The organism is Actinomadura meridiana (genome assembly GCF_039537545.1).
Classification (GTDB): Bacteria; Actinomycetota; Actinomycetes; order Streptosporangiales; family Streptosporangiaceae; genus Spirillospora; species Spirillospora meridiana.
In genome coordinates, this window is record NZ_BAABAS010000020.1 from 324,395 (window position 1) to 345,570 (window position 21,176).

Here is a 21,176-nt window from a genome sequence, read left to right on the forward strand (position 1 = left end):
CGGTATCCGTTGAGGTGAGAAGCCGTCACGACCGAGGCGGCGGACGACGGGGAGTTGCAGACGATGTCCCTGGTCACCTCAAGACAGTCGGGCCACTCACCAGACTCCCTGAGCGCGCCCTCGTCGATCAACTGCTCCCGAAGCACATACGAGGACGGCTTACGCGCGGAGAACGAAGGAACGGCATCCCGCCGCGCAGGCGACCCGGCGAGCACCATGAACTTCTGACTGCCGTTGGTGCCCTCCTCATCCAGCAACCGCCCATGAGCCAACGGGCCACCGTTAGGCAGACGTAGCTGAAACCGCGGGTACTCGTCGGCCATCGGACTCCCTTGTCCCACGTGCTGGCGATGTCAGGCGCCGTCAACCTAACACCGACGACCGACAGCCACGCGACATTCACCAGCAGCGGAAACCCGCACAGAGCAGAGGCCGGCACGCAGCAACAGAGGACGCCTTCGAGCGGTCCGGGGGGCAGGTCGTCGCCAGAGGCCACCTCGCCCGCCATCGCATCCTCTTGGTGACAGTGGTGGACGCACACAAGCCATGCCGGATGACCGGGCCCTCGCGCAGATCGTCACGGACGAACGACGGCCCTTCTTACATCACCGCCATGGCAACTCTCCTCGTGGTGCCAGCGGCAATGCGCCACGCCAGCGACTCGCTTTTCCCGGCGTACCGCCGAACTGTGGGCGGACGGACGCAAGCCGTGCCGGTGGGGAGGTCAGCGCGCAGCGGTCGCCCGAGTCCGAGAGGACGGGACGAGTCGCCACCCTCGGCACGCGGAGTTCCAGATAGTCAGCGGAAGTCGGTGCCGGACTGGAAGGCCGCAGAAGTCAGCAGAGGTCGAAACCCGCCCAGGCCCCCGCCGTCTCGCCCGCGCCCGGGAAGAAGAAAGGCGCGGCGGGCCGTCCGGTTCCGGGGGGACGGGGCGGCTCGCCGCTACTCGGCAGGTCAGGTGTTCCGGCTGGTCAGCGGCTGTCGGCAGCAGACTGGACGGCCATCCGCAGGGCCGCGCGGGTCAGCAGGAGGACGGGCCCGTCCGGGTCCTTGCTGTCCCGCACCGCCACCACACCAGCCGCGTCCGCCAGCTCGACACACTCAGCGGCGTTGGAACCACTGCGGCTACTCTTGCGCCACTCGGCGTTTGTCAGGTCCATCTCTCTTCAGCCACCTTTCCAATCAGTTCACGTGACATCTCTTGGGTGAGTGCCTGTGAACGTAGTTCGAGGAGTGTCCGCGCCAAAACGGAGAGATCAGCGGGGTCATCCGTCGTGATCGAACGTATTGCAGTCTCTGCATACGCGACCTCGCTCCGATCTTCCATGGTCGCGAGCACGAAGGCTCCCATGTTGCCGTCGTGGTCGCCGCGGCTCAACACTACTTGAACCATGATGTTGGGTAACATGCTGAGCTCGATCAGGCGCTCCAACTGCCCTTTCATCGTCTCCTTGGTGCCGACCTGGTGGTAGAGCACCTGTTCTTCGATCAAGAACAGGACGTTTGCCGGGCCGCGCTCATCATCCCTGGTGAGGATGGTTTGGCGGCCGATCCTTGCGTTTGCTGCCTCTTGGTTGCCGTGCACGATGGCAAGTGCGTACTCGGGAGTTTGAGCGAGACCGGGGATCACGGAATGCTGCCAGCAGATCAGCATCGTGGCGTCCATCTCGATCTTCGGCCAGTCGAACCAGATCGGGACGGGGTGACCGTCCTTGTTGAGGTCCCCCCAGAGATTGATTAACGCGCCGCCTGCCTCCAGGTAGTCGTCCACCAGTTCCACGAACGATCGTGTGGCACGCTTCTTGCCATTTTCGATCTTGCTTACCTGCGGGCCGCTCACCTGTGTCAGGTGAGCGATGGTCTCCTGCTTGATGCCCTTGGCCTCCCGCATCCGGCGCATCTGTCGACCGAAAGCAATAAGGGCGGGGGACTCGCTAGGACGTCGCTGGCGCCGGGGGGGACATAGTCCTGCCTCTCGATGAAAGCTGCCTCGACGAGGAATGATCTTCCTTTGGCTGCCACCTACTGACGGCAACCACATCTTAAAGCAAAAGTAGCGCACTGTGTGCCGTACCCCACACAAAGTGAGGAGAGATCATGGGTGAGGCGGTGCAGAGCGAGATGGTGGTCAAGCGAGATCTGAGGGCGGTGGCGGAGGTGCGAACGTTCGTCCGCCTCGTAACAAGCGGCTGGCAGGTGGACGACTTCGTCCCATGCCTCATCGCGAGCGAACTGGTCACCAACGCCCTCCGCTACGCGACCACGGCCGACGACGAGGTGATCTTCCGCATTGGTCGCACCGACGCGAACGTGGTGTGGATAGAGGTTCAGGACGCCACCTGCGACATGCCGCGCCTAGAGCACGAAGACCTCAACGGCGAATCAGGCCGAGGCCTCTTCGTAGTCGAGCAGCTAACCCGCTGCTGGGGCACCCGCCCCTTGGCAGGCAACGTCGGCAAGGTCGTCTTCGCCGTCCTCAACCCCGCATGAAGACCAGCGGAGGGGCAGCCGAGGGGGCTGCCCCTCCGCGCCTTACAACCTGACCGCCTACCCGTGCCGAGGCCCCTGCCCCGGCGGAGGCGTCAACGTAGACGTGAAGTTCTCCCCATCCACCAGCGGCCTATCAAGATCAACCCCAACAGCCGCCATCCGGTCGTACTCGGCAAGCACAAGCTCCTTCGTCCGATACGTCCCGTACTTGGCCTCGTCCTTCCGCCTGACGATCGGGAACGTCTCCATGATGTAGTCCACGTCCTCCCGGCCAATGCCGTAGAGGTGGAAGAACAAGGCATCCAACTCAACACGAATTATGGTACGCCTTTCCTTGTTCCAAACGAAAGGCGTCCCGTCTTCACCAAGGTCACGTGCAAGAGGTTCCATGTCAGTCGCAGTGTATGCTAGTTCCAGGATACGCGGAGATATAAAGTCACACCAAGCCCGCAAGGAGTCCGGCCAAGGAATGGGCAGTTGCTTTACGATCGAAAACGTCAGGTGCACGCCACTAACCTTCTGGCGACTAACGTAGTCGAACACCATTGTTGACAGTGCAGCACATAGAGTTGCAACTAGTTCCGGCCTGCAACTGGGCAGAATGAGCGGGAAAGTATGGGCCACCGCCGTGCGTGGAATAAACGCAGGGATAGTCGTGCGCTCATTTGTCGGACTTGTGACGTCACAATAGCCTAGAAGCCATCCATAAGTCCAATTTGCGGCATGAAGTTTTGCTTCAACCTCCGCTTGGGAAAGCCAGTGATTGGGCTGTGCGAGCCTGCCTGCTGACTCGTGATCTTTGTCTGAAAGATAACTTGGCTGATTCTGACGCTTTGTTGCAGTCTGACTCTTCACTACATCTGCTACTCGATGGTCGAAGAAGTCGACCATCTTAGCCTCATAGAGTGGTGACATTTTTGCGTCACCTCTAACATACCTATTCCCCACCAAGATCCAGTCTTCGCCTTCGAGTTCTTTGCCAGGCTTGAAGATTTCGGATTCGTGCCCCATGTCAAACATGCGCAGGAAGGAAACATTCCAAGGATTCTGAGATGGTGAAGTCTCTTTCATAATTACCGGAAAACGACGGTAGATATCGAGGGCGAGTTCGGCATCACGCCGAGACCGAAATACAGGGCACGTGCCACTATTCGGGTTAAGGAGGGAGATCTCGTGTGGACTGAGCACGAATGTCTTGTCTTTGAGATCAAGCTCAGTTGGATCTTGAATGAAGAAAGCAAACCTTGTCGCCGGCTCGCGCAGCTTGGAACCAACAAGCGAAAGAATACAAAACTTTTGGCCCGAATGAACGGCAGGGAAGAGGGCACTGCGGTTCTCGAAGTCATACAGTGCAGCGATGGAGCCATGCTGCGCCAAGTCCTTGAAGAAGAATTGTGTCCGGACGTCGGTGGCGATTCCTGTTGGGACAATGAGCCCTGCCCGACCTGCGCCCGTGATCATGGCGCGACCAGTCTCGGCAAAAACCGAATAGGTGTTGAGGTTGCCCTGCCCGGTCAACGGCATACGGCCTGAGCGGCGCAAGAAGTGGCTCTCGGCGTAGATCTTTCGCTTTTCCGCCTCGAACTCCAGCAGGACAGTTCGTCGCTCCGGGTCCTCGTTCAACGCCTCGATCATCTTCTTGCGGACGGAGACCCTAGACGCGTTTGCGATTTCTGGGACGCGCTGGGCGAAGAACTCCTGCTCCCGGAAGTCGAGACTGTCCCAGGGTGGGTTGCCGAGGACGCAGGAGAAGCCGCCTGTCCAGCCGGTGGCGGGGTTGACATCGGCCGTTCGGTCCTCGTCCGGGACGGTGAAGACCTCGGGGAACTCCAGGTGCCAGTGGAAGAAGTCGTACTGGTCGCGGAGGCGGACGATTTCCTCGTGCGTGGCTGCTGGGATGCCCTCGTCGTCCGGGTCCTCCAGGGCGAGGAAGATTCTCTGGGTGACGGCTCGGGGGCTGTCCTTGGTCTTGAGCCACATGAACGCGGCACACCAGGCGTCCGCTACATGGAGGGCTCGGAGGTACTCGGTGGACTTCTCCCATTCCTCGTACGCCTTGGCCTGGCGTTTGACCGCGCGGAGGTTGTCGGAGGGCGCGGTGGTGATACGACGCAGGCCATCTGCGAAGGCGGTGTTGGTGACGGTGACCGTCTCCTCTTCACTGTCGAAGAGGGTGTATTGCCCGCTGCGCTCCTCGACGTTGAGCTTTTCAAGCGTTTTGGCTTGCTTCTTGTCGTCGCCTTCGGTGGCGATGAAAGCGTCGTCCGGGATGCCGCCCTTCAGCAGGGCCGGGGTGGCTCCGATCAGCGCGTTGCCGTGCTTGACGTGGGCGTCCAGGAAACCGAGCGGCTTGCCCGGCTCCATGGCCTCCAGCCATAGGGACACCTTGGCAAGTTCGACGGCCATCGGGTTGAGGTCCACGCCGTAGACGCAGCGTGCGATGACCTCGTGAAGGGCGTGGCGTACAGCCTCCTGTGTCGGCTCAGGGTTGCGTTCGCGTATCGCGGCCACGCGTTTCGCGATGCGGCGGGCGGCGGCGACCAGGAAATGTCCGGAGCCACAAGCCGGGTCGCAGACGGTCAGGGACAGCAGCTCGGAGACGATTCTGTCCGTCGCGTCGGGCTCGCCGGCTGCCGTCGCCTTCTCCTCACCGCGTTTCTGGGCGTCGTCGATGACGGGGTCGAGTGTGGCGTCCAGCAGGCAACTGATCAGGGACGAGGGCGTGTAGTACGAGCCCGTCGTCTTGCGGGTGTTTCCAGCCAGCTCGGCCAGGACGAACGTTCGTTCCACGGCGCTGTGCTGGGGAACGAGTTCCAGCAGCGATTCGTAGATGGAGCCGAGTTCCTCGGCGTCCAGGTGGTTGTAGTCGACTGCACGCCACCGGCGCGTACCAGTGTCCCGCACCTGGGAGAGGTGGCGGACGGCGGTGAGCAGATGCTCGTTCGACAGGGACAGGCCGCGCAGTGGGGCGTCGGTGTCAGTGTCGGAGAACAGGCCGCCGAGCCCGGGCAGGCCGAGTTCGGGACGTCCGGCCTCGTCTCCCAGCGCGTCCAGCACGATCTTCAGGGCCTGGTAGAGGTCGCCATGGGTGGTGCCGCGTCGGCGTCGGGCGTGCCCGCGTAGCCGGGCGGACGAGAAGTACTTCGCGTACCGCTCTCGCACCTGGTCGGAGGCGTCCGGCGAATGCAGAACGTCACGGTCCTCCGCGACGAAGAGGAACAGCAGCCGATAGACGAGACGCAGCAGCGCCTTGTGCATGGCCCGCGTGTCGATGTTCTCGCGAAGCTCGGTGTTTGCGGGGTGCTTCAAGAAGCCGGTCCCGAGCGTGGTGATGGCCTCCTGGACGCCCTTGCGTAGCTGGTCCAAGGCCCGGGTGCCAGACGCGATGGCGTCCGTTCGCCACTTTTCGAGCCAGCAGGAGGAGGGCGGTGCGCCGTCGTCGACCGCGAAGCGGGAGGCGTGGAGGAGGCGGTACAGCAGGACGAATTCGCTGAACAGCTCACCGTCGAAAATGGCCTCTAGGTCGAATTCGACGTAGGCGGCAGTGGCTAGGGCGCTGGAGTCGCGGAGCAGTCTGAGTTGGCGGCCGTTGGTGAGCACCGCCCACAGGTGGGCTTCGGTGCGGTTCAGGCATTCCTGCATCAGCGACTGCGGCGGGATGGTGCCGGGGCCGCCGTGGCGGGTGTCGAGCCGGGCGTTCCAGGCCGTCAGGTGGATGGGGACGTGCGTCCACAGGTGGCTGATCTCGAACGTCTTGGTGCCGTCGTCGGACTGGATTCCGGACGCGCCGAGGGCGGTGAGGCGGCCGAAGCTCAGTTCGGCGAACAGCGGCTCCAGCCATTGGCGGATCGCGAGGCCGGTGGGGTCGGCGGGGGTCTCGGCCTCCGGTGCGACGGGCAGCTTGTCGCGCAGTTCCTTCCAGACCGACTTGAGGTAGTCCCAGTGGCGTTCGGCCTCGTCGCGGACGGAGCGCGAGCCGAAGATGTCGTAGTCGGCGGGCTTGGAGCCTTGGACGTCCTTCCCCTCGGAAATGCGGACGAGCATGTCGGCGGGGAGGAGGCCGCCGATGGTGTGGACGGCCGAGAATATCTGCGTGCGGGCGGTGGCGGACATCAGGCGGCACCTCCGGAGACGGCACCGGACACGGGCAGGTACACGTAGGCGCCGAGGACGTCGGCAGGCTTCTGCGCCTTCACGTCCACGCCTCGGATGATCTCGCCGGCGGCGCTGCGGACGCGGCGGTGCGAGTCGCGGAGTTCGGTGGCGAGTGTATCGCCGTACTCGTTGAGGTGCTCCGTGGCGTCGGGCAGGGCGTCCAGGAGCCGCTTCATCGTCCGCTCTCCGAAGGTGGGGTCGGTGTTCTCGTCGGCGGTGGCGTGCAGGAGGCGCGCGGCGTCGTCGGGCGGCAGCCACGTCGCGTCGGACGGTGGGCCCTCGAAGGCGAGGAGGCGGGCGTCCTCGGCGACGAGCTGCCGCTCGCCGACGCGGGACGGCAGCGTCAGGTGGAACCGGTAGCGGACGAGCAGCAGCGTCGTCCGGGTGGTGACCGCCTTCGTGCGGATGACGCCGCAGCGGCGGGCCGGGCGGGGGCCGTCGGTCTGGGAATCGAGGGCGGCGTTGAGGAGGTGTCCGGCGAGCGCGCCGACGAGCGGGTCCGTGCGGACGAGCGCGGACTCGCCGCGCGACACCGCCGAGACGGTGCGGAACGGGACCCGCTTGCCGTTCTCGATGATCCCGCTGCCGAGCATCGGCGCGAGCACGTCGCGGAGGCCGACGGGGCTGCCGCTCAGGTCCGCGCTGAAGTCGCCGGGCGCGTCACCGCCGTCGAAGAGGACGCCGTCTAGAGCGGAGAGGGAATGGCGGACGAAGTCCCGGATCTCGCCCGCGTCGCCGAGCGCGTCCCTGGTCGCGTCGACCTCGCGTTTGACCTCGTCGGGGCGGATGGTGTTCTGCGCGAACCGGGACCGGGACGCCTTTTCGCGCTCGACGGTGGAGTTCCACTCCTGTTCGAGCTCGGCGGCCTTCTCGTTGACGGCCTTGACGTCCTCGGCGCCGAACAGCGCCTCCTGCTCTCCGCTCTCGCGGCGCATCAGCAGCCATTCGACGATCGCGTCCGTCACGCCGGAGGACGCCTCGTCCGGGACGGAGACGGAGATGCCGAGGTCCTTGCGGATCTGCCGGTGCTTGCGGATCAGGACTTCCAGCACCTTGCCGTCGATGCCGTTGTCGCTGCCGTAGAGGGTGATGACCTTGACCTCGGCGCGCTTCTGGCCGTATCGGTCGACGCGTCCCTCACGCTGGTCGTGCCGGGCAGGGTTCCACGCGAGGTCGTAGTGCACGACCGCGTCGAAGTGGTGCTGAAGGTTGACGCCCTCGGACAGGCAGTCGGTCGCGACGAGGACGCGGTGGGCGCCCGGGTCGTCGGCCGTCTCGTCGGCGAGTTCCTCGATGCGCTGGATGCGCTGCTGTGGAGACAGGGTGCCCGTCACGGCCTTGACTACAGTCTTACGACCAAGTTTTCCGTTGAGGTGGTCGGCTACGTACTCAGCGGTCGGGATGTAGCGGCAGAAGACGATCGGGTTGTAGCCGTCCTTGAGCAGCGCCTTCAGGTGCTTGATCAGCGCTTTCAGCTTCATGTCCGCGTCCGGGCCCTCCAGCTCCGCGGCACGGTCGGCTAGCGCGGCGAGCCTGGCCCCGGCGTCGTCGGTCTCCGCGCCGGGCGCGACGTCCAGGCCCTCAAGGGCGTCGCTGTCGGCGGAGTCGCGGGTCAGCGGTGCGCCCAGCTCGTCGGCCTCCTCGGCGGTGGCGGCGGACGCGGCGGCCGACCGGGTCCGCAGGGTCTGCGCGGCGGCGCGCGGCGACGACACCAGGGAACGCAGAAGGGCGATCGCCGACCACCAGGCGATCCGGGCCTCGCGGCGGCCCTGTTCCCCGGCGACGGTGACGCGCTCGCTCGCATAGCCGATCGCGTCCTCCAGCAGCGACCGGTAGCCGGGGGACAGCTTGTAGGTCTCGTCCTTGAAGAACCGGTCGGCGGGGAACTCGGTCTCCTCGTCGAGGAACCTCCGGATGTCGGCGCGGCGCCGCTGGACGAAATGCAGGGCGAGGCGGGCGCGGTCGGAGCCGCTGTTCATGTCCACGTCGGCGAACTCGGGCTTCAGCAGGCCGAGCAGGTTGCGGAACGCGGCCTCCTTGCCGCTGTGCGGCGTCGCCGTCACCAGCAGCAGGTGGCGGTCGGGGTTCGCGGCGATGCGCTGGAGTAGCCCGTGGCGGCGCTGGCTCTGCTGCGAGGCGCGGTCGTCGGCGGCGACGCAGGTGTGGGCCTCGTCCACGATGACCAGGTCGGGGCAGCGCCGGACGAAGTCGTCGCGGTGCCGGTGCGACTTGATGAAGTCCGTGGACACGATCACGTGAGGGTGCTTGTCGAACAGAGACTGGCCCATGTCGAGGTCCCGTTCGAGCCGGGTCACGGTCGACGCCAGGACGAGTTCGGCGTCGATGCCGAATTTGGCGCGCAGCTCGTCCTGCCACTGCTCGGCGAGCGCCGGTGAGCACAGCACCGCCAAGCCCTTCGCCTCCCCTTGCGCCAGCAGTTCGCTCGCGATCAGACCGGCCTCGACGGTCTTGCCGATGCCGACGTCGTCGGAGATCAGCATCCGGACGGTCTTCTGCCGCAGCGCCATCATCAGCGGGACGAGCTGGTAGGCGCGAGGTTCCACCGCGATTCCGGCGAGCGACCGGAACGGTCCCGCACCCGATCGGAACCCGATGCGCAGCGCGCTGCGCAGCAGGCCCGCCGCCCGCGAGTCGCCGAGGTCCCGCGGTGACGGCGCCGCGAACTCCGCGCCCCGGACGTCCTCGAACGCCGGAAACACCGCGGCGATGTCGTCGTCGGCGCCGCCCAGCGGGCGCAGCACCAGCATGTCCGGGGCGCTCTCGGGCAGCACGACCCATTCGCGGTCGCGGACCGAGACCAGGGAACCGGGGGTGTAGTCCGTTGTCGGCTGTGTCATTGGCGGCAAGACCCTCGCGTCGTCGTGCTCGGTGGTTGTCGTAGGTGTATCAGGGGGTGGGAGAGGCGCCGAAATAGCTCGGGGTCTGAGCGACGATCGCGTCCCAGTCGGCGTCGTGGGGGAAACGGATCACCTCCCAGCCCTGGTTGTCCAGCCGCTGCTCCGCCTGGCGGTCGCGTTCCTGAACGTTGGCGTGTGCGTGGACGGGACCGTCCACGAACACCGCGACCGGCACGCCCGGCAACCGGTACACGAAGTCGGGACGGGCCTGCGCGTCGGCGACGTAGGTCTGCGCCTCGTCGGGCATACGCAGGCCGCGCTCCTTCACCCAGGCGACCCACCGCTTTTCGAGAGACGTGTCGGACTGGTCGGAAAGGCGCGCCTGCTGCTCGGTGCGGGACTCGCCGCGTCCGGTCGCGGTGGTCTTCGCGTGGGCGAGGCGCACCAGGAGATCCTTGATGGCGTGCCGGTCGATCGATCCGTGATCGAGCTGGTTGCTGTAGGTGAGCAGGCAGTCGTAGCAGCCGCGGGCGCACGGCCTGTCCGGGTGGGGGCCGCCCTGGTCGACGCCGTTCTCGTCGAAATGGCAGATGTCCAGGGCCGCCTTCGCCGCCGTCGCGAGCGCGCCCGGCGTCGACTGCATCAGCCGCAGCACTCCGGCGCCGCCCTCGGCCGCCTCGGTGAACAGCATCCGGTCGCGGGGGCCCTCGTCGGGCGGCAGCAGCTCGCTCGACAGCTCCGAGTCCTCCAGCTCGAACGCCGCCTCGATCCCGCGTTCCAAGGCGTACATGAGCGACAGCGCGACCGGTTCGTCCAGCGACTGCGCGAGTTGGGCGACAAGGATGTTGCGGCGGTCCTGCACGTACGGGATGACGCGCTTCTTGCGCTTCTTCTCATTGCCGTCCGCGTCCACGACCGGCATCTCGCTGGAGTCGCCGGACGCCTCCGACGCGGCCTTCTCCGTCATCCACTCGCCGGTCGCGGGATCGAGCCAGAAGCCGTCCGGCTCGCCCGGCTTGGCGCGCAACCGTCCCAGGTTCGTGATCCGGACCGTCGCGGAATCGCCGAACGCCAGGGAGGCGATGCTTCCGTCGGCGTCGGTCACCGTGGCGTCCTGACGGCCGGGCCGGGCGCCGTGGTCGGTGAACCGGTAGGACGTGACGAGGCGGAAACCCGCCCTGCGGCGCTCCTCCTCGTCGGAGGAGATCCGCGCGCGGGCCTTGGTGTAGACGGTGTGCATGTGGAGCAGCCCGTACTTGGCCTCAGGCAGCGGCTCCTCGCACATCTGGCAGCGGTCCGCGCGGTCGGCGGCGTCGTGGTGGTAGCCGCAACTCGCGCAGCGGCGGGCCTCGGAGGTGACGACATCGCCCGTCCCGCCCGGCGGGAGCTGGATGCGGGTCACCTGGTAGCGGGCGCCCTCGTGGTAGATCAGCGCGCCCGGCCCGAATTCGCGGATCGCCAGGAAGCGTGGGCGCTGGAGGTAGTCGCCGTCGCGGAACCGGCGGTCCTGCATGTTGATGTAGGCGGCCAGCGGCAGGCGCGGGAAGGAGTAGCCCGGCAGGAAGCCCTCGCTCGCGAGGTACCGGTGCGGGCCGAAGTCCGAGAGCACCGAGCGACTCTCCGCCGACTGGTTCTTCAGCAGGTCGAGCTGCGTCTCCGCCTCCCGGCGGCGACCAACGGCGATCTTGTTGTCGCGGTCGGAGAGCGTGGTGTCCAGGACGCGGCGGTTCTGCTCCGCCTGGTCCAGCAGAGCCGCCTTGAAGAGGTCCCGCCAGCGGTCGAAGGCCCGGTTGAAGCGGTCGGGGGCGCCGCCGACCGTCTTCTCGATCCAGTCGTCCTCCCACCAGACCGTGGCGGCGAAGTCGTCCAGGAGCCCGCCGAACACCTGCTTCGCGGCCCGTACGGCACGCTTCTGCGCGGCCTCGCTGTGGATCGCCTGGACGACCGTGTCGTGCAGCGGCAATGGCGGGTCGGGACGGCGGGCTTCCTCGTCATAGCCGATGTCGATGATCGCCGGAATGTTGTTGTGCAGCTCCAGGCCCGTCTCGGCCAGCCAGATCGCCTGGATGTGGGACCGGACGAGATCCTCGTTCGCGAGGTCGAGACGCGGCGGCGCGACCGCCCCCGCCACCATCCGCGCGGACCGCCGGAAGTAGTACTGGTCATGGCTGTTGCCGGTGGCACAGTAGGTGGTGACGAGCGCGGGCTGGCCCGACCGCCCCGCCCGGCCGCTGCGCTGGGCATAGTTCGCGGGTGTGGGCGGCACATTGCGCATCATCACCGCGTTCAGGGCGCTGATGTCGACGCCCAGCTCCATCGTGGGCGAGCAGTACAGCAGCTTCAGCTTCGCCTCGCTGAACGCCTCCTCGCGCTTGCGCCGCTCCTCCGGATCGACCTGGGCGGTGTGCTCGCGGGCGATGAGGCCGCCGAGCTCGGCGGCCGTGTTCCGGTACAGGTCGCGGAAGAAGACGTTGACGCGGGGGCCGTCGCCGCTGGCGTAGGTGCGGGTGAGCGGATCGTGAGCGCCGACCTCGCCCGTGCCGGCCCGCCACACCAGGCACGCCGCCGAGACGCGGTAGCCCGTGACGGTCGGACCGGTGGGACGGCGGCCGCGCCTGGCCCATCCGGGCGTCACCGACACTTCCTTGATCAGGTTCGCCGTGCTCAGCACCTTGAGCAGCTCCTCGATGAGCTGCTGGGCGTCGTCCACCGACAGGTCGCTGAAATGCACACGCCGCAGGTACTTGCCGAACTTGTTGGACCCGGACAAGAACAGGCCCGAGCGGTCGAGGCCGGGGCGTGCCTTCTGCGGGTAAGCCGTGCCGACCTTGGGTTCGTCGCCCCTGGACAGAACCCACGGGTCGACGAGCCGTTCCTCGCTGGCGCGGCGGAGGTTGTCGAAGTCGTCCCGGAAGTACTGGACGTCGATGGCGAGGTGGCGGCGCATCTCGTCCAGCAGCGCCCGCAGGATCTCGGCGCGGCGGCCCGGCTCGGCGTCGCGCAACGCCCGGTGCGTCCCCTCCCAGCGGTCCTCCTTGGCGGCGAGCCAGTCGAGGTCCGCGTAGTCGATCTTCAGTAGGCCCGTCTGCTCCAGGTTGGGCATGGTGACGCGCCAGCCGCGCTCAAGGTCGAGGTAGAGCTGGAACGCGACGACGTCCCGCAGCGTCCGGGCCGCGTTGCGGGCCATCGAGGGGGGCAGGTCGGACGAGCCGGTGTAGTCGGCGACGTCCAGGCCGAGGGTGCCGACGACCTTGGACGCCAGATCCTCATGGTCGATGCCGTCCTCGCCCGCCTCGACCGCGGCCCGGTAGAGGGCGCCACGAAGCTGCGTGATCTGGACGAAGTCGTTGAAGTGACCGGCCTGAAGGGAGGCGTCCTGGCGGTTGTCGACGAAGGTGAGCAGCTTGCGAGCCTCCGCCACCAGGGCCTGCTCGGGCACCGCGCGCAGGAAGCGGATGATCGACGCCGACACCAGCGACGTCGCCGACGAACGTCCCTCCTGGTCGAGTGTCGCCAGTTTCGCGAAGTCCTTGCCGCGGACCTGCTCGTAGCTCACCCCGCAGTGCAGGCAGAACCGGAATGGCGCGGGTATGAAAGCGGCGTCCAACTCGCCGTGACCCTCGACACCGTAGGGGTCGACGCGGATGGGGGCGGGGAGCTTCGACCGCTGGTTGGTGCGCACGACCTCTCGGCCGGTGTCGTCCACCTCCAGCCACGACTCCGGCAGGCGCCGGTCGGCGATCGCCTCCTCGGCGGTCCGCGGCCACGGCCGACTCGAATCGACGTACAGGTAGCCGTCGCCCTCACGGCCGCCCGACGCCGCCGTGTCACGGCGCGGCTCGTAGCGGACCATGCCGTCCTTGTCCGTCCGCCACACGGTCAGGTACTCCTGACCGCACTCCCGGCAGAACGCCAACGGCAGGAGGATCTTTCCGTCCGTGCCCGGCTGGACGAGCTGGTAGTCGCGGGTGAGCTGGCGCGACGACGGGTCCTCCAGGGTGACGTAGACCGTGTCGCCCTTGGACAGGAACTGGTGCAGCCGGAACGCGAACAACGGGCGGTCGGTCACCGAGTGCCGGGCCTCCGAACCGGCCTCCAGAGTGCTGCGGATCGCCCGCGCGCACACGTCCTCGGGGACACCGGACTCCCTGGCGAGGTCGGCGGCGGCATCCTCGATCTTCGCGGGCCGCTGCCGGACCAGACGGCCGGTCGGGTCCTCGACGAGCCCGAACCGCGTCTCGATCCAGCGGGCCAGAGGGTCGCGCACCAGGTCGTCGTACGCGCGCGGCGCGGCGGGGGCGCGCAGCCGCTCCGGCGGCACCGTGTCCGGCGCCTCATCCGTGGCGCGGACGAGCGTTTCCCCGATGACGTTGTCCATGTCGACCTCGGTCCCGAAGAGGGTGGTGGCCACGCGGGCCACCTCCTTCTTCTGGTCCTCGAAGGTGCCTTCACTCGACATCGTCGCCGACGTGCCGACGCACTGGAGGTTCTCCGCCTGGCACGCCTCGCGGACCCGCCGGATGAGCAGCGCCACGTCGGCGCCCTGACGGCCCCGGTAGGTGTGCAGCTCGTCGAAGACCAGGAACTCCAGGCCCTTCGCCATCCGGATCAGCGAGCCGCGGTCCTTCGGGCGGGTGAGCATCAACTCCAGCATCACGTAGTTCGTCAGCAGGATGTCCGGCGGATTATCGCGGATCTCCCGGCGGCGCTCGTCGTCCTCCTGCCCGGTGTAGCGGGCGAAGGTGACCGGTTCGCGCCCCTCACCGTAGCCGTCCTGAAGATACTTCTCCAGCTCGTTGACCTGGCTGTTCACCAGCGCGTTCATCGGATAGACGATGATCGCCCGGACGCGCTTGTCCGACGTCGTCTCGCGCTGGCGCAGCACCCGGTCGACGATGGGCACGATGTACGACAGCGACTTGCCGGAGCCGGTGCCGGTCGTCAGGACATAGGACTGCTCGCGCTTGGCCGCCTCGATCGCCTCGAGCTGGTGACGGTGCAGCGTCAGCGGGCGTCCGTTGAGCTTCGTGCCCTTCCGGGTCTTGCCCGCCTGGAAGATGCGGGCGCACTCCTCGTGGAGAAGCCTGCCGGCGCCGCTCAGCTCCGAGACGGTGCCGCCCGCCGCGAAGAACGGGTTCAGCGACACCCACGGGTCCGGCCACTGGGACTTGTCGTCCAGGGTGCTCTCGACGTACGCGGCGACGCGGTCATCGCGGATGATCGTCCCGCCCTCGGTGAACTCCCGGTAGTCGTCGATGAGCTGCCGGTGCAGACCGAACACGTCCATCACCGAACCCGCCGTCGGACGCGGCTTCTCCGGTGCCGGAGCCGGAGCGGGCGCCTGCTTGGCGGACGCGAGGTAACGGACGGGGTCGTAGGAATCCCAGTCCTCGACCGTCGACTCGCCCGCGGCGAAGGGAAGCAGCGCCTCGCGGACCGCCACGGCGTCGGCGGGCCGGTTCTCCGGCCGCTTGCTGAGCAGCCGCTCGACCAACCGGGCCATGTCCTCGGGGACGTCCGAACGCAGCAGACGCAGTGGCGCGGGCTCCTCGTCGCGGTGCTTCTGCCCCAGTTCGAGCGCGCTTGTGCTCACGAACGGCGGAGCTCCTGTCAAAAGCTCGTACAGCATGCAGCCGAGGGCATACAGGTCGGCCGCCTGCGTCACCGCCGCGTTGAGGAACTGCTCAGGAGCCATGTAGCGGGCTGTGCCGACCGTGACGCCGCTGCTCGTCACCCGTCCGGCCTCGGCGTCGTCGATGATCCGGCCCATGCCGAAATCGAGGACCTTGACGTTCCCGCCGGGAAGCAGCATCACGTTCGCGGGCTTGAGGTCGCGGTGCACGATGTCGGCGCGATGCGCGGCGGACAGGCCGTCCGCGATCTGCGCGCCCAGGGCCGCGACCCAGGCAACCGGAAGCTGAGCGTGCTCACCCGTCAGCACCCGCAACGTGTGACCTTTGAGCAGTTCCATGGCGATGAACGGCAGGCCGTCGCCCTCATTGAGGCCGCCCGCGATGATGCGCGGCAGATTCGGATGCTCGTTCAGGCGACGCATGATGCGAACTTCGCGCTCGAACCGCTGGACGGCCTTCACATCGGCCTGCGAATCGATGACCGCACCCGTCCGGCTGCGCAGGATCATCTTCACCGCGACCTCGCGGTCGCGGTCGCCGTCGCTCGCCTGGAGGTCCACGGCGCGGTGGACCTCGCCCATGTTGCCCTTGCCGAGCGGCCCCGTCACGCGGAACCGGTTCGCGATGCGATCCACAGTCACAACCACACCTTCATCTTCCCGGTCGCCCTTGCGAAATCAGTGGGCTTTAATACCTGTTGGCCACCAAAGGCCCCGTTAACGCTCACGTCGTGCTCTCGCGTCGATCGGTGCGAGGCGGGTGCTACGGAGTGCCCGGCCCTCATGGCGTCTCGGCTCTCCGGGGAACGAGCGCGCCGCTGGTCAGCGTGGCGGCCACGAGATCGGCCGTTTCGGCCGCGCGCGAGGCGGCGTCCCGCGCGGTGGTTCGGAGTTCGTGGATCTCGCGGAACATCTGACCGTAAGCGGTCTGCTCGTCCGGCGGGAGCAGCGGGACGCGCAACCGGGACGCGACGAGCTGGTGCGTGGAACTGCCGGTCGTCGCCTGGCTGACGTTGTCGGGGGCGCTGACGAACCCGGCGAGGAACCACGGATCGAGGCGCGCCGGGTCGGGTCGCAGCAGGAACACACTGGAGCCGAGCAGGCACCCGGCCTCGTCCTCACCCGCCACCCGTGTCGCGACGCCTCGCGGGCCGACGTTCTGCGTGAGAAGGACGTCCCCCGCCTCGATGAGGAACGAGGTCGCCAGCCGCGCCTCGCCCGCATCGCCGGTGGCATTCGTACCCTCGATCAAGTCGCGCCCTCGAAGGACGGGTCGATCCGCGAGTTCGGCGGGCAGGGGGTCGTCGGACGAGGCGGCCCGCGCCCCCTTGTGAACGGCGAGCGCACCACCGCGAGCCAGATCGGCGATCGTGGCACTGCGCCAGGCGCGGCTCGCTTCACCCGCCGAGGACAGCGGGCCGATCCGACTTGCCTCGGTCAGCGCGGCGACGTCCGCGCCGAGGCGCTCCATGAGGTGCGCGACGTCGCGTAGGGCCGCGTCCGGCGTGATCACCAGCGCCGTGCGGACGTGCCGTGCCGGTGACAGATCGACGAAATCGTCCAGGAGGTCGATCGCCGGAACGGCGCGCGCTGTTCCCGGGATCTCGGTGAACTCGGCGGGCCCGGTGGGCGCCGTGAACGCCTTCCAGACGCTGAGGATCGTCTCGTGGAACTCGCTGGCGCCGGACGACTTGGCTTGACCGGGCGGCTGCTCGGTGACGGTCGCTTCCTCGGAGGCGTCCATGAGCAGGACCAGGTCGCGGCCGAGGCGGTCGGCCTCGGGGCGTCGGAGTATCCACAAGTGAAGGCCGATGTGGTGGGGGACGGCGAGGCCCGCCGGAAGCGCGATGACCGCGCACAACGCTCCTTGGCGGAGCAGTTCGGCGCGGATTCGGCGGCCGGATGGGCGTGACGCGGTAGCCGGTGGGAGCAGCAGGACGGTCTGTCCGCCTTCGTGCAAATGCGCCAGCGAGTGTTGCACCCACGCCAGTTCGGACTCTGAACGCGGTGGGACACCGTACGCCCAGCGCGGGTCGAAGGCCAACTCGTCGTGTCCCCATTCGCGGTCGCCGTAGGGCGGGTTGCACACGACGGCGTCCACTCGGAGGTCGGGGAAGGCGTCGTCGCGCAGGCTGTCTCCGGTTCGGACGTCCACGAATGCTTTGGGGGCCTCTCCCGCGACACGCGCCCTGGCCTGGGCGGTGGTGACGGCGCGGTACTCCTGCCCGTACACGGGTGCGTCTGGCTCCAGACTCGTCGCGACGGCGGCAAGAAGGCGTCCGCCTCCGCACGCCGGGTCCAGTACGTCGCGGACCCGGCGGCCTCCGGCCGTTACCAGGTCGGCGATCAGGTCAGTGATCATTGCCGGCGTCGGGTGCGTCCCGCGGATGCCTATCGGGGCTTCGGCATGCTCGTTGAGTACCTCGAAGACGGCGAGTGTCCCCTCTGTGAGCGCCACATTCGCCGCCGACCGCAGGAGCGCCGTCGGCACTTCCGCCCGGCCCGCTTTCGCCGGGTCGGTGGATGACGACACCGCGGCCGCGTGCAGGTCGATCAGCTCGTCGTCGTCGAGCGTGGTGACCTTGTTTCGCTTGCTCTCGTTCAGCCCGGCCACGTGCGCGGTGAACAGTGCCACGGCTTCGACGTCGCGGGGCGTGCGTCCGCGTAGCCGGGTTTTCAGGTCGTCCCTCGCCGAACGCGCGGGGAGGCGACCACGGGCGTCGAGCCAGGCCTCGACCTGGCGCCGGTCGTAGCTCGGACTGGCTTCCGTCCCGCCGCTGGGCTGCGGAAAGTCGGTGTGACGACGTCGCCAGTTGCTCACGGTCGCCCGCGTCACACCGGCGAGCCGAGAGATCTCGGCGGCGGTCAGCTGCTCGCTCTGCGATGCCATCGGCACATCCTTGTCAGCTTTCGGGAGCATCGCCACTGTACACCATCCAACCTTCCGAAGCTGTTTGACAGTGCTTTCACGTCATGCTTCCATGGTCATGCTTTCAACGGCTCGGTGTGAGGAGCGACAGATGACGACCTGGGCGGCGATCGACTTCGAGACGGCGAACGCCTTGCGGGGGAGCCCGTGCTCCGTCGGGCTGGTCAAGGTGAAGGAAGGGCAGATCGTCGAGGAGTGGTCATCGCTCGTGAGGCCCCCGGACGGCTGCGACCACTTCGACGCCTACAACGTCGGCATTCACGGCATCACGGCCGACGACGTCAGCGACGCGCCCGGCTGGGCGAAGACACTGGAACGCATCGTCCAGTTCGTCGGCGACGTCCCCTTCGTGGCGCACAACGCGGCCTTCGACATCGGAGTCCTTACCGACGCCTGCGAGGCGAGCGGCCTTCACGTTCCGGACCTCCGGTTCGCCTGCACACTCGTGGTCGCGAGACGCGCCTGGACCGGGCTGCTCGCGTACAAGCTCCCGGTGCTCGCCGACGCCCTGGGCATCGAGTTGCCGCACCACCATGACGCCGGTGACGACGCGCGGGCCGCGGCGCAGGTGATGCTGGCCGCCCTGAAACGGCAGGGCACGGCCACCCTTGACGGCCTTCTCGCCGCCCACAGGATCCAGATGGGCTCCTACCGTGGCGGCGTCCGCCAGGGGTGCAGGTACAGGGGAGCCACGCGCCGCAAGCCGTTTCCTGACGCCGAGCCCAATGCCGACCCGGACAACCCGTTCTACGGGCTGACCATCTGCTTCACCGGATCACTGCCGACCATGACGAGGGCTGTGGCCGCCGAACGGATCGCGGCCCTCGGCGGCCGGGCCGTCCTGAACGTCACCAGGTTCGTCGACCTGGTGGTGGTCGGCGGCATCGAACCGCGCCAGCTCGCACCCGGCGCGATGAAGACCGGCAAGCTCGCCAAGGCCGAACGGCTCCGCGACTCCGGCCACGACACCACGGTCATCGACACCGAGGAGTTCTACGAACTGCTCGCTGTGGCCGAGAGCTGACCACGCGCCACCGTCCGCCCGACCTGCCCAGGACCGCCGGGCGGCCCCGAACTCTCATCCGGTTGCGATCAGTCCAGAGCGCGCCCAGGCATCAAGGAGCACCCATGCGCAAAATCATCATCAGCCTCGGGGCGGTCGCCGTCCTCACCGCAGGCTGCAACCTCGAACAGGACCCGGTCGCCGTCCAGTCCGCGGACCCCGGCAAGCCCGCGGGCAAGAGCGGCAGCCCGGCCAAGGGCAAGACATTCCCCATCAAACTCACCGCCAAGCGGGCGCACGCCAAGAAGAGCATCCTCAGCGACGGCGACGCCCTGTCCTGCGTCAAGGTCACCGTCACTAACCAGACCAAGAAGCAGTTGGAGGTCAATCCGCTCTACTTCTCGATCACCGACACCGGCAACACCAAGCACGACAGCAGTTCCGCCCTCGGCGAGTACGAGGGCCAGATCGACACGACCAGCCTCGCCCCCGGCGAGAAGGCGACGGGCCTCGTGTGCGCGAAGGGAAACTTCCACCCCAAAATCGTCGCCATGACCAATCCCCTGTTCTCCGAAGCGGCACGAGCCCGGGTCGCATCCTGACGCGGCCGTCAACCGCGCCCAGAGGCGTTGATCACGCCTTTCGACACGAGTGCGGCCCGTCCTTCTCCCCGGTCGCGGGCTCCACGGCCGATGGAAAGAGCGGCCGGTGGCGCGGGAGACGCCTCATATTCCGCCACCGTCACCGCACAGCGCTTGTTTCGTCACATTGAGCAGACACGCCACAACAGAGGGCTAGCGTTCACCTAGTCCCCTCGCCAAGGACCAGCCGGACGTCGCTCCGGGTTCCAGCGAAAAGGGAGATCATGAAGATCCTGCATGCCGCCGATCTTCACATCGACAGCCCGTTACGAGGACTCTCGGCCTACGAGGGCGCCCCCGAAGAAGATCTGCGTCTGGCAACTCGACGAGCCTTGGAGAAACTCGTCCAGCTCGCCATCGAGTCGCACGTGGACGCCGTCCTCCTCGCCGGCGACGTCTACGACGGGGACTGGCAGGACTACCAGACCGGGCTCTACTTCAGTCGGCAGATGGCACACCTCGGACGAGCCGAGATCCCGGTGTACATGGTCTCCGGAAATCACGACGCGCAGAACCGCACGATGCGTTCCCTTCGGCTTCCCGACAACGTGCACGTCTTCGCGACGGACAAGCCCGAGACCGTCCAAGACGAGAAGGCCGGGTTCGTCGTCCATGGCCAGGGATTCGCCAAATGGGACCTCACCGAGAATCTCGCCGCCAGATATCCGGCGCGGTACGGCGGACTATTCAACATCGGCCTGCTGCACACGGGTCTCGAAGGCCACGCCGAGCACAAACGGTACGCACCCTGCTCCGTCGCGGACCTCGAAGCCAAGGATTACGACTACTGGGCGCTCGGCCACATCCACACCCGGCAGATCGTCAGCGAGGAACCCTGGATCGTCTACCCCGGCAACATCCAGGGACGGCACGCCCGCGAAACCGGCCCGAAAGGGTGCGCGGTCATCACCGTTGACGACAACGACCTTCGAGTCCGTTCCGTCGTCCACCACGACCTGGACGCCGCCCGCTGGGAGCACCTAAAAGTGGACGTGACCGGAACCAACGACATCGACCAGGTTTTCGGTGCCGTCCGGCGGCGCTTCCAGGGCATCCCGGAAGAACGGCTGACCGCCGTACGGGTCACCCTCACCGGCGCGACGTCCACCCATGCCGCGCTGTGGCGGGGCCACGAGCAGATGCTCAACCAGCTCCGCGCGGATGCCGGGCACTACCCGCACCTGTGGCTGGAGAAGCTCAGGATCCGCACGACCGGGGACGACATCGGCGACTCCGGCGCGGACACCGCCGGAGTGCTCGCCGACATCCGGCGGGTGCTCAAGGCCCTGGGCGCCGACCCGGACGCCCTCACCGCCGAACTCTCCCGCCACCCGCTCACCGGGGCTCTTCCCGCGCAGGTCAAGGGACCGGACGGCGTGAATCCAGATGATCAAACATGGGTGGCGGGCCTGGCCGAGGACGCCTACCAGCTCGTGGAGTCCCTCCTACGGGAAGCGCGGTGACCGGA

10 protein-coding genes and 1 pseudogene are annotated in these 21,176 nt (G+C 67.4%); 4 read left to right on the plus strand and 7 right to left on the minus strand.

The window, feature by feature from the left end:
• Nucleotides 1–41: 41 nt before the first annotated feature.
• From ABD808_RS38645 to ABD808_RS27520, 3 genes and pseudogenes are all read right to left on the minus strand, one after another.
• A pseudogene (locus ABD808_RS38645) lies at nucleotides 42–323 on the minus strand (DUF4357 domain-containing protein); the annotation flags it as partial.
• Nucleotides 324–971: 648 nt separating this feature from the next.
• Nucleotides 972–1,160 (minus strand): DUF397 domain-containing protein, encoded by a 189-nt coding sequence (locus ABD808_RS27515; RefSeq protein WP_344902261.1) that lies wholly within the window; start codon nucleotides 1,158–1,160, stop codon nucleotides 972–974.
• Nucleotides 1,151–2,041, minus strand: coding sequence for a helix-turn-helix domain-containing protein (locus ABD808_RS27520; RefSeq protein ID WP_344902264.1), 891 nt, complete (start codon nucleotides 2,039–2,041; stop codon nucleotides 1,151–1,153). Before ABD808_RS27520 ends, ABD808_RS27515 begins: the two co-directional genes overlap by 10 nt.
• A gap of 56 nt (nucleotides 2,042–2,097) precedes the next feature.
• On the opposite strand from ABD808_RS27520, the gene ABD808_RS27525 reads away from it, so the two are divergent.
• Nucleotides 2,098–2,490 carry an ATP-binding protein gene (locus ABD808_RS27525; RefSeq protein WP_344902267.1) on the plus strand — a complete coding sequence of 131 codons (393 nt, stop codon included), beginning with the start codon at nucleotides 2,098–2,100 and terminating at the stop codon, nucleotides 2,488–2,490.
• 57 nt (nucleotides 2,491–2,547) lie between these two features.
• On the opposite strand, the gene ABD808_RS27530 is transcribed toward ABD808_RS27525, so the two are convergent.
• The 4 genes from ABD808_RS27530 to ABD808_RS27545 form a co-directional block, all read right to left on the minus strand.
• Nucleotides 2,548–6,603, minus strand: coding sequence for an Eco57I restriction-modification methylase domain-containing protein (locus tag ABD808_RS27530; RefSeq protein ID WP_344902270.1), 4,056 nt, complete (start codon nucleotides 6,601–6,603; stop codon nucleotides 2,548–2,550).
• Entirely contained in the window at nucleotides 6,603–9,503 is a 2,901-nt protein-coding gene (locus ABD808_RS27535; RefSeq protein WP_344902273.1) for a DEAD/DEAH box helicase, read from the minus strand. Before ABD808_RS27535 ends, ABD808_RS27530 begins: the two co-directional genes overlap by 1 nt.
• Before the next feature lie 49 nt (nucleotides 9,504–9,552).
• Nucleotides 9,553–15,777: a protein kinase domain-containing protein gene (locus ABD808_RS27540; RefSeq protein WP_344902276.1), complete on the minus strand. Its 6,225-nt coding sequence runs from the start codon at nucleotides 15,775–15,777 to the stop codon at nucleotides 9,553–9,555.
• 139 nt (nucleotides 15,778–15,916) lie between these two features.
• Nucleotides 15,917–18,025, minus strand: a complete 2,109-nt coding sequence (locus ABD808_RS27545; RefSeq protein WP_344902279.1) for an N-6 DNA methylase — start codon at nucleotides 18,023–18,025, stop codon at nucleotides 15,917–15,919.
• A gap of 130 nt (nucleotides 18,026–18,155) precedes the next feature.
• Here ABD808_RS27545 and ABD808_RS27550 point away from each other — a divergent pair, with 130 nt between their 5' ends.
• From ABD808_RS27550 to ABD808_RS27560, 3 genes are all read left to right on the plus strand, one after another.
• The gene (locus ABD808_RS27550) at nucleotides 18,156–19,088 is read left to right on the plus strand and encodes an exonuclease domain-containing protein (RefSeq protein ID WP_344902282.1); all 933 of its coding nucleotides are present in this window, start codon (nucleotides 18,156–18,158) and stop codon (nucleotides 19,086–19,088) included.
• 104 nt (nucleotides 19,089–19,192) lie between these two features.
• Nucleotides 19,193–19,669, plus strand: coding sequence for a DUF4352 domain-containing protein (locus tag ABD808_RS27555; RefSeq protein WP_344902285.1), 477 nt, complete (start codon nucleotides 19,193–19,195; stop codon nucleotides 19,667–19,669).
• A 263-nt stretch (nucleotides 19,670–19,932) separates the two neighbouring features.
• Nucleotides 19,933–21,171: a metallophosphoesterase family protein gene (locus ABD808_RS27560; RefSeq protein ID WP_344902288.1), complete on the plus strand. Its 1,239-nt coding sequence runs from the start codon at nucleotides 19,933–19,935 to the stop codon at nucleotides 21,169–21,171.
• Nucleotides 21,172–21,176: the final 5 nt, after the last annotated feature.

What these genes read in the sequence shown, in the direction of transcription:
- ABD808_RS27515 (WP_344902261.1), bottom strand. Translation starts at nt 1,160, where the DNA reads ATGGACCTGACAAACGCCGAGTGGCGCAAGAGTAGCCGCAGTGGTTCC.
- ABD808_RS27520 (WP_344902264.1), bottom strand. Translation starts at nt 2,041, where the DNA reads ATGTGGTTGCCGTCAGTAGGTGGCAGCCAAAGGAAGATCATTCCTCGT.
- ABD808_RS27525 (WP_344902267.1), top strand. Translation starts at nt 2,098, where the DNA reads ATGGGTGAGGCGGTGCAGAGCGAGATGGTGGTCAAGCGAGATCTGAGG.
- ABD808_RS27530 (WP_344902270.1), bottom strand. Translation starts at nt 6,603, where the DNA reads ATGTCCGCCACCGCCCGCACGCAGATATTCTCGGCCGTCCACACCATC.
- ABD808_RS27535 (WP_344902273.1), bottom strand. Translation starts at nt 9,503, where the DNA reads ATGACACAGCCGACAACGGACTACACCCCCGGTTCCCTGGTCTCGGTC.
- ABD808_RS27545 (WP_344902279.1), bottom strand. Translation starts at nt 18,025, where the DNA reads ATGGCATCGCAGAGCGAGCAGCTGACCGCCGCCGAGATCTCTCGGCTC.
- ABD808_RS27550 (WP_344902282.1), top strand. Translation starts at nt 18,156, where the DNA reads ATGACGACCTGGGCGGCGATCGACTTCGAGACGGCGAACGCCTTGCGG.
- ABD808_RS27555 (WP_344902285.1), top strand. Translation starts at nt 19,193, where the DNA reads ATGCGCAAAATCATCATCAGCCTCGGGGCGGTCGCCGTCCTCACCGCA.
- ABD808_RS27560 (WP_344902288.1), top strand. Translation starts at nt 19,933, where the DNA reads ATGAAGATCCTGCATGCCGCCGATCTTCACATCGACAGCCCGTTACGA.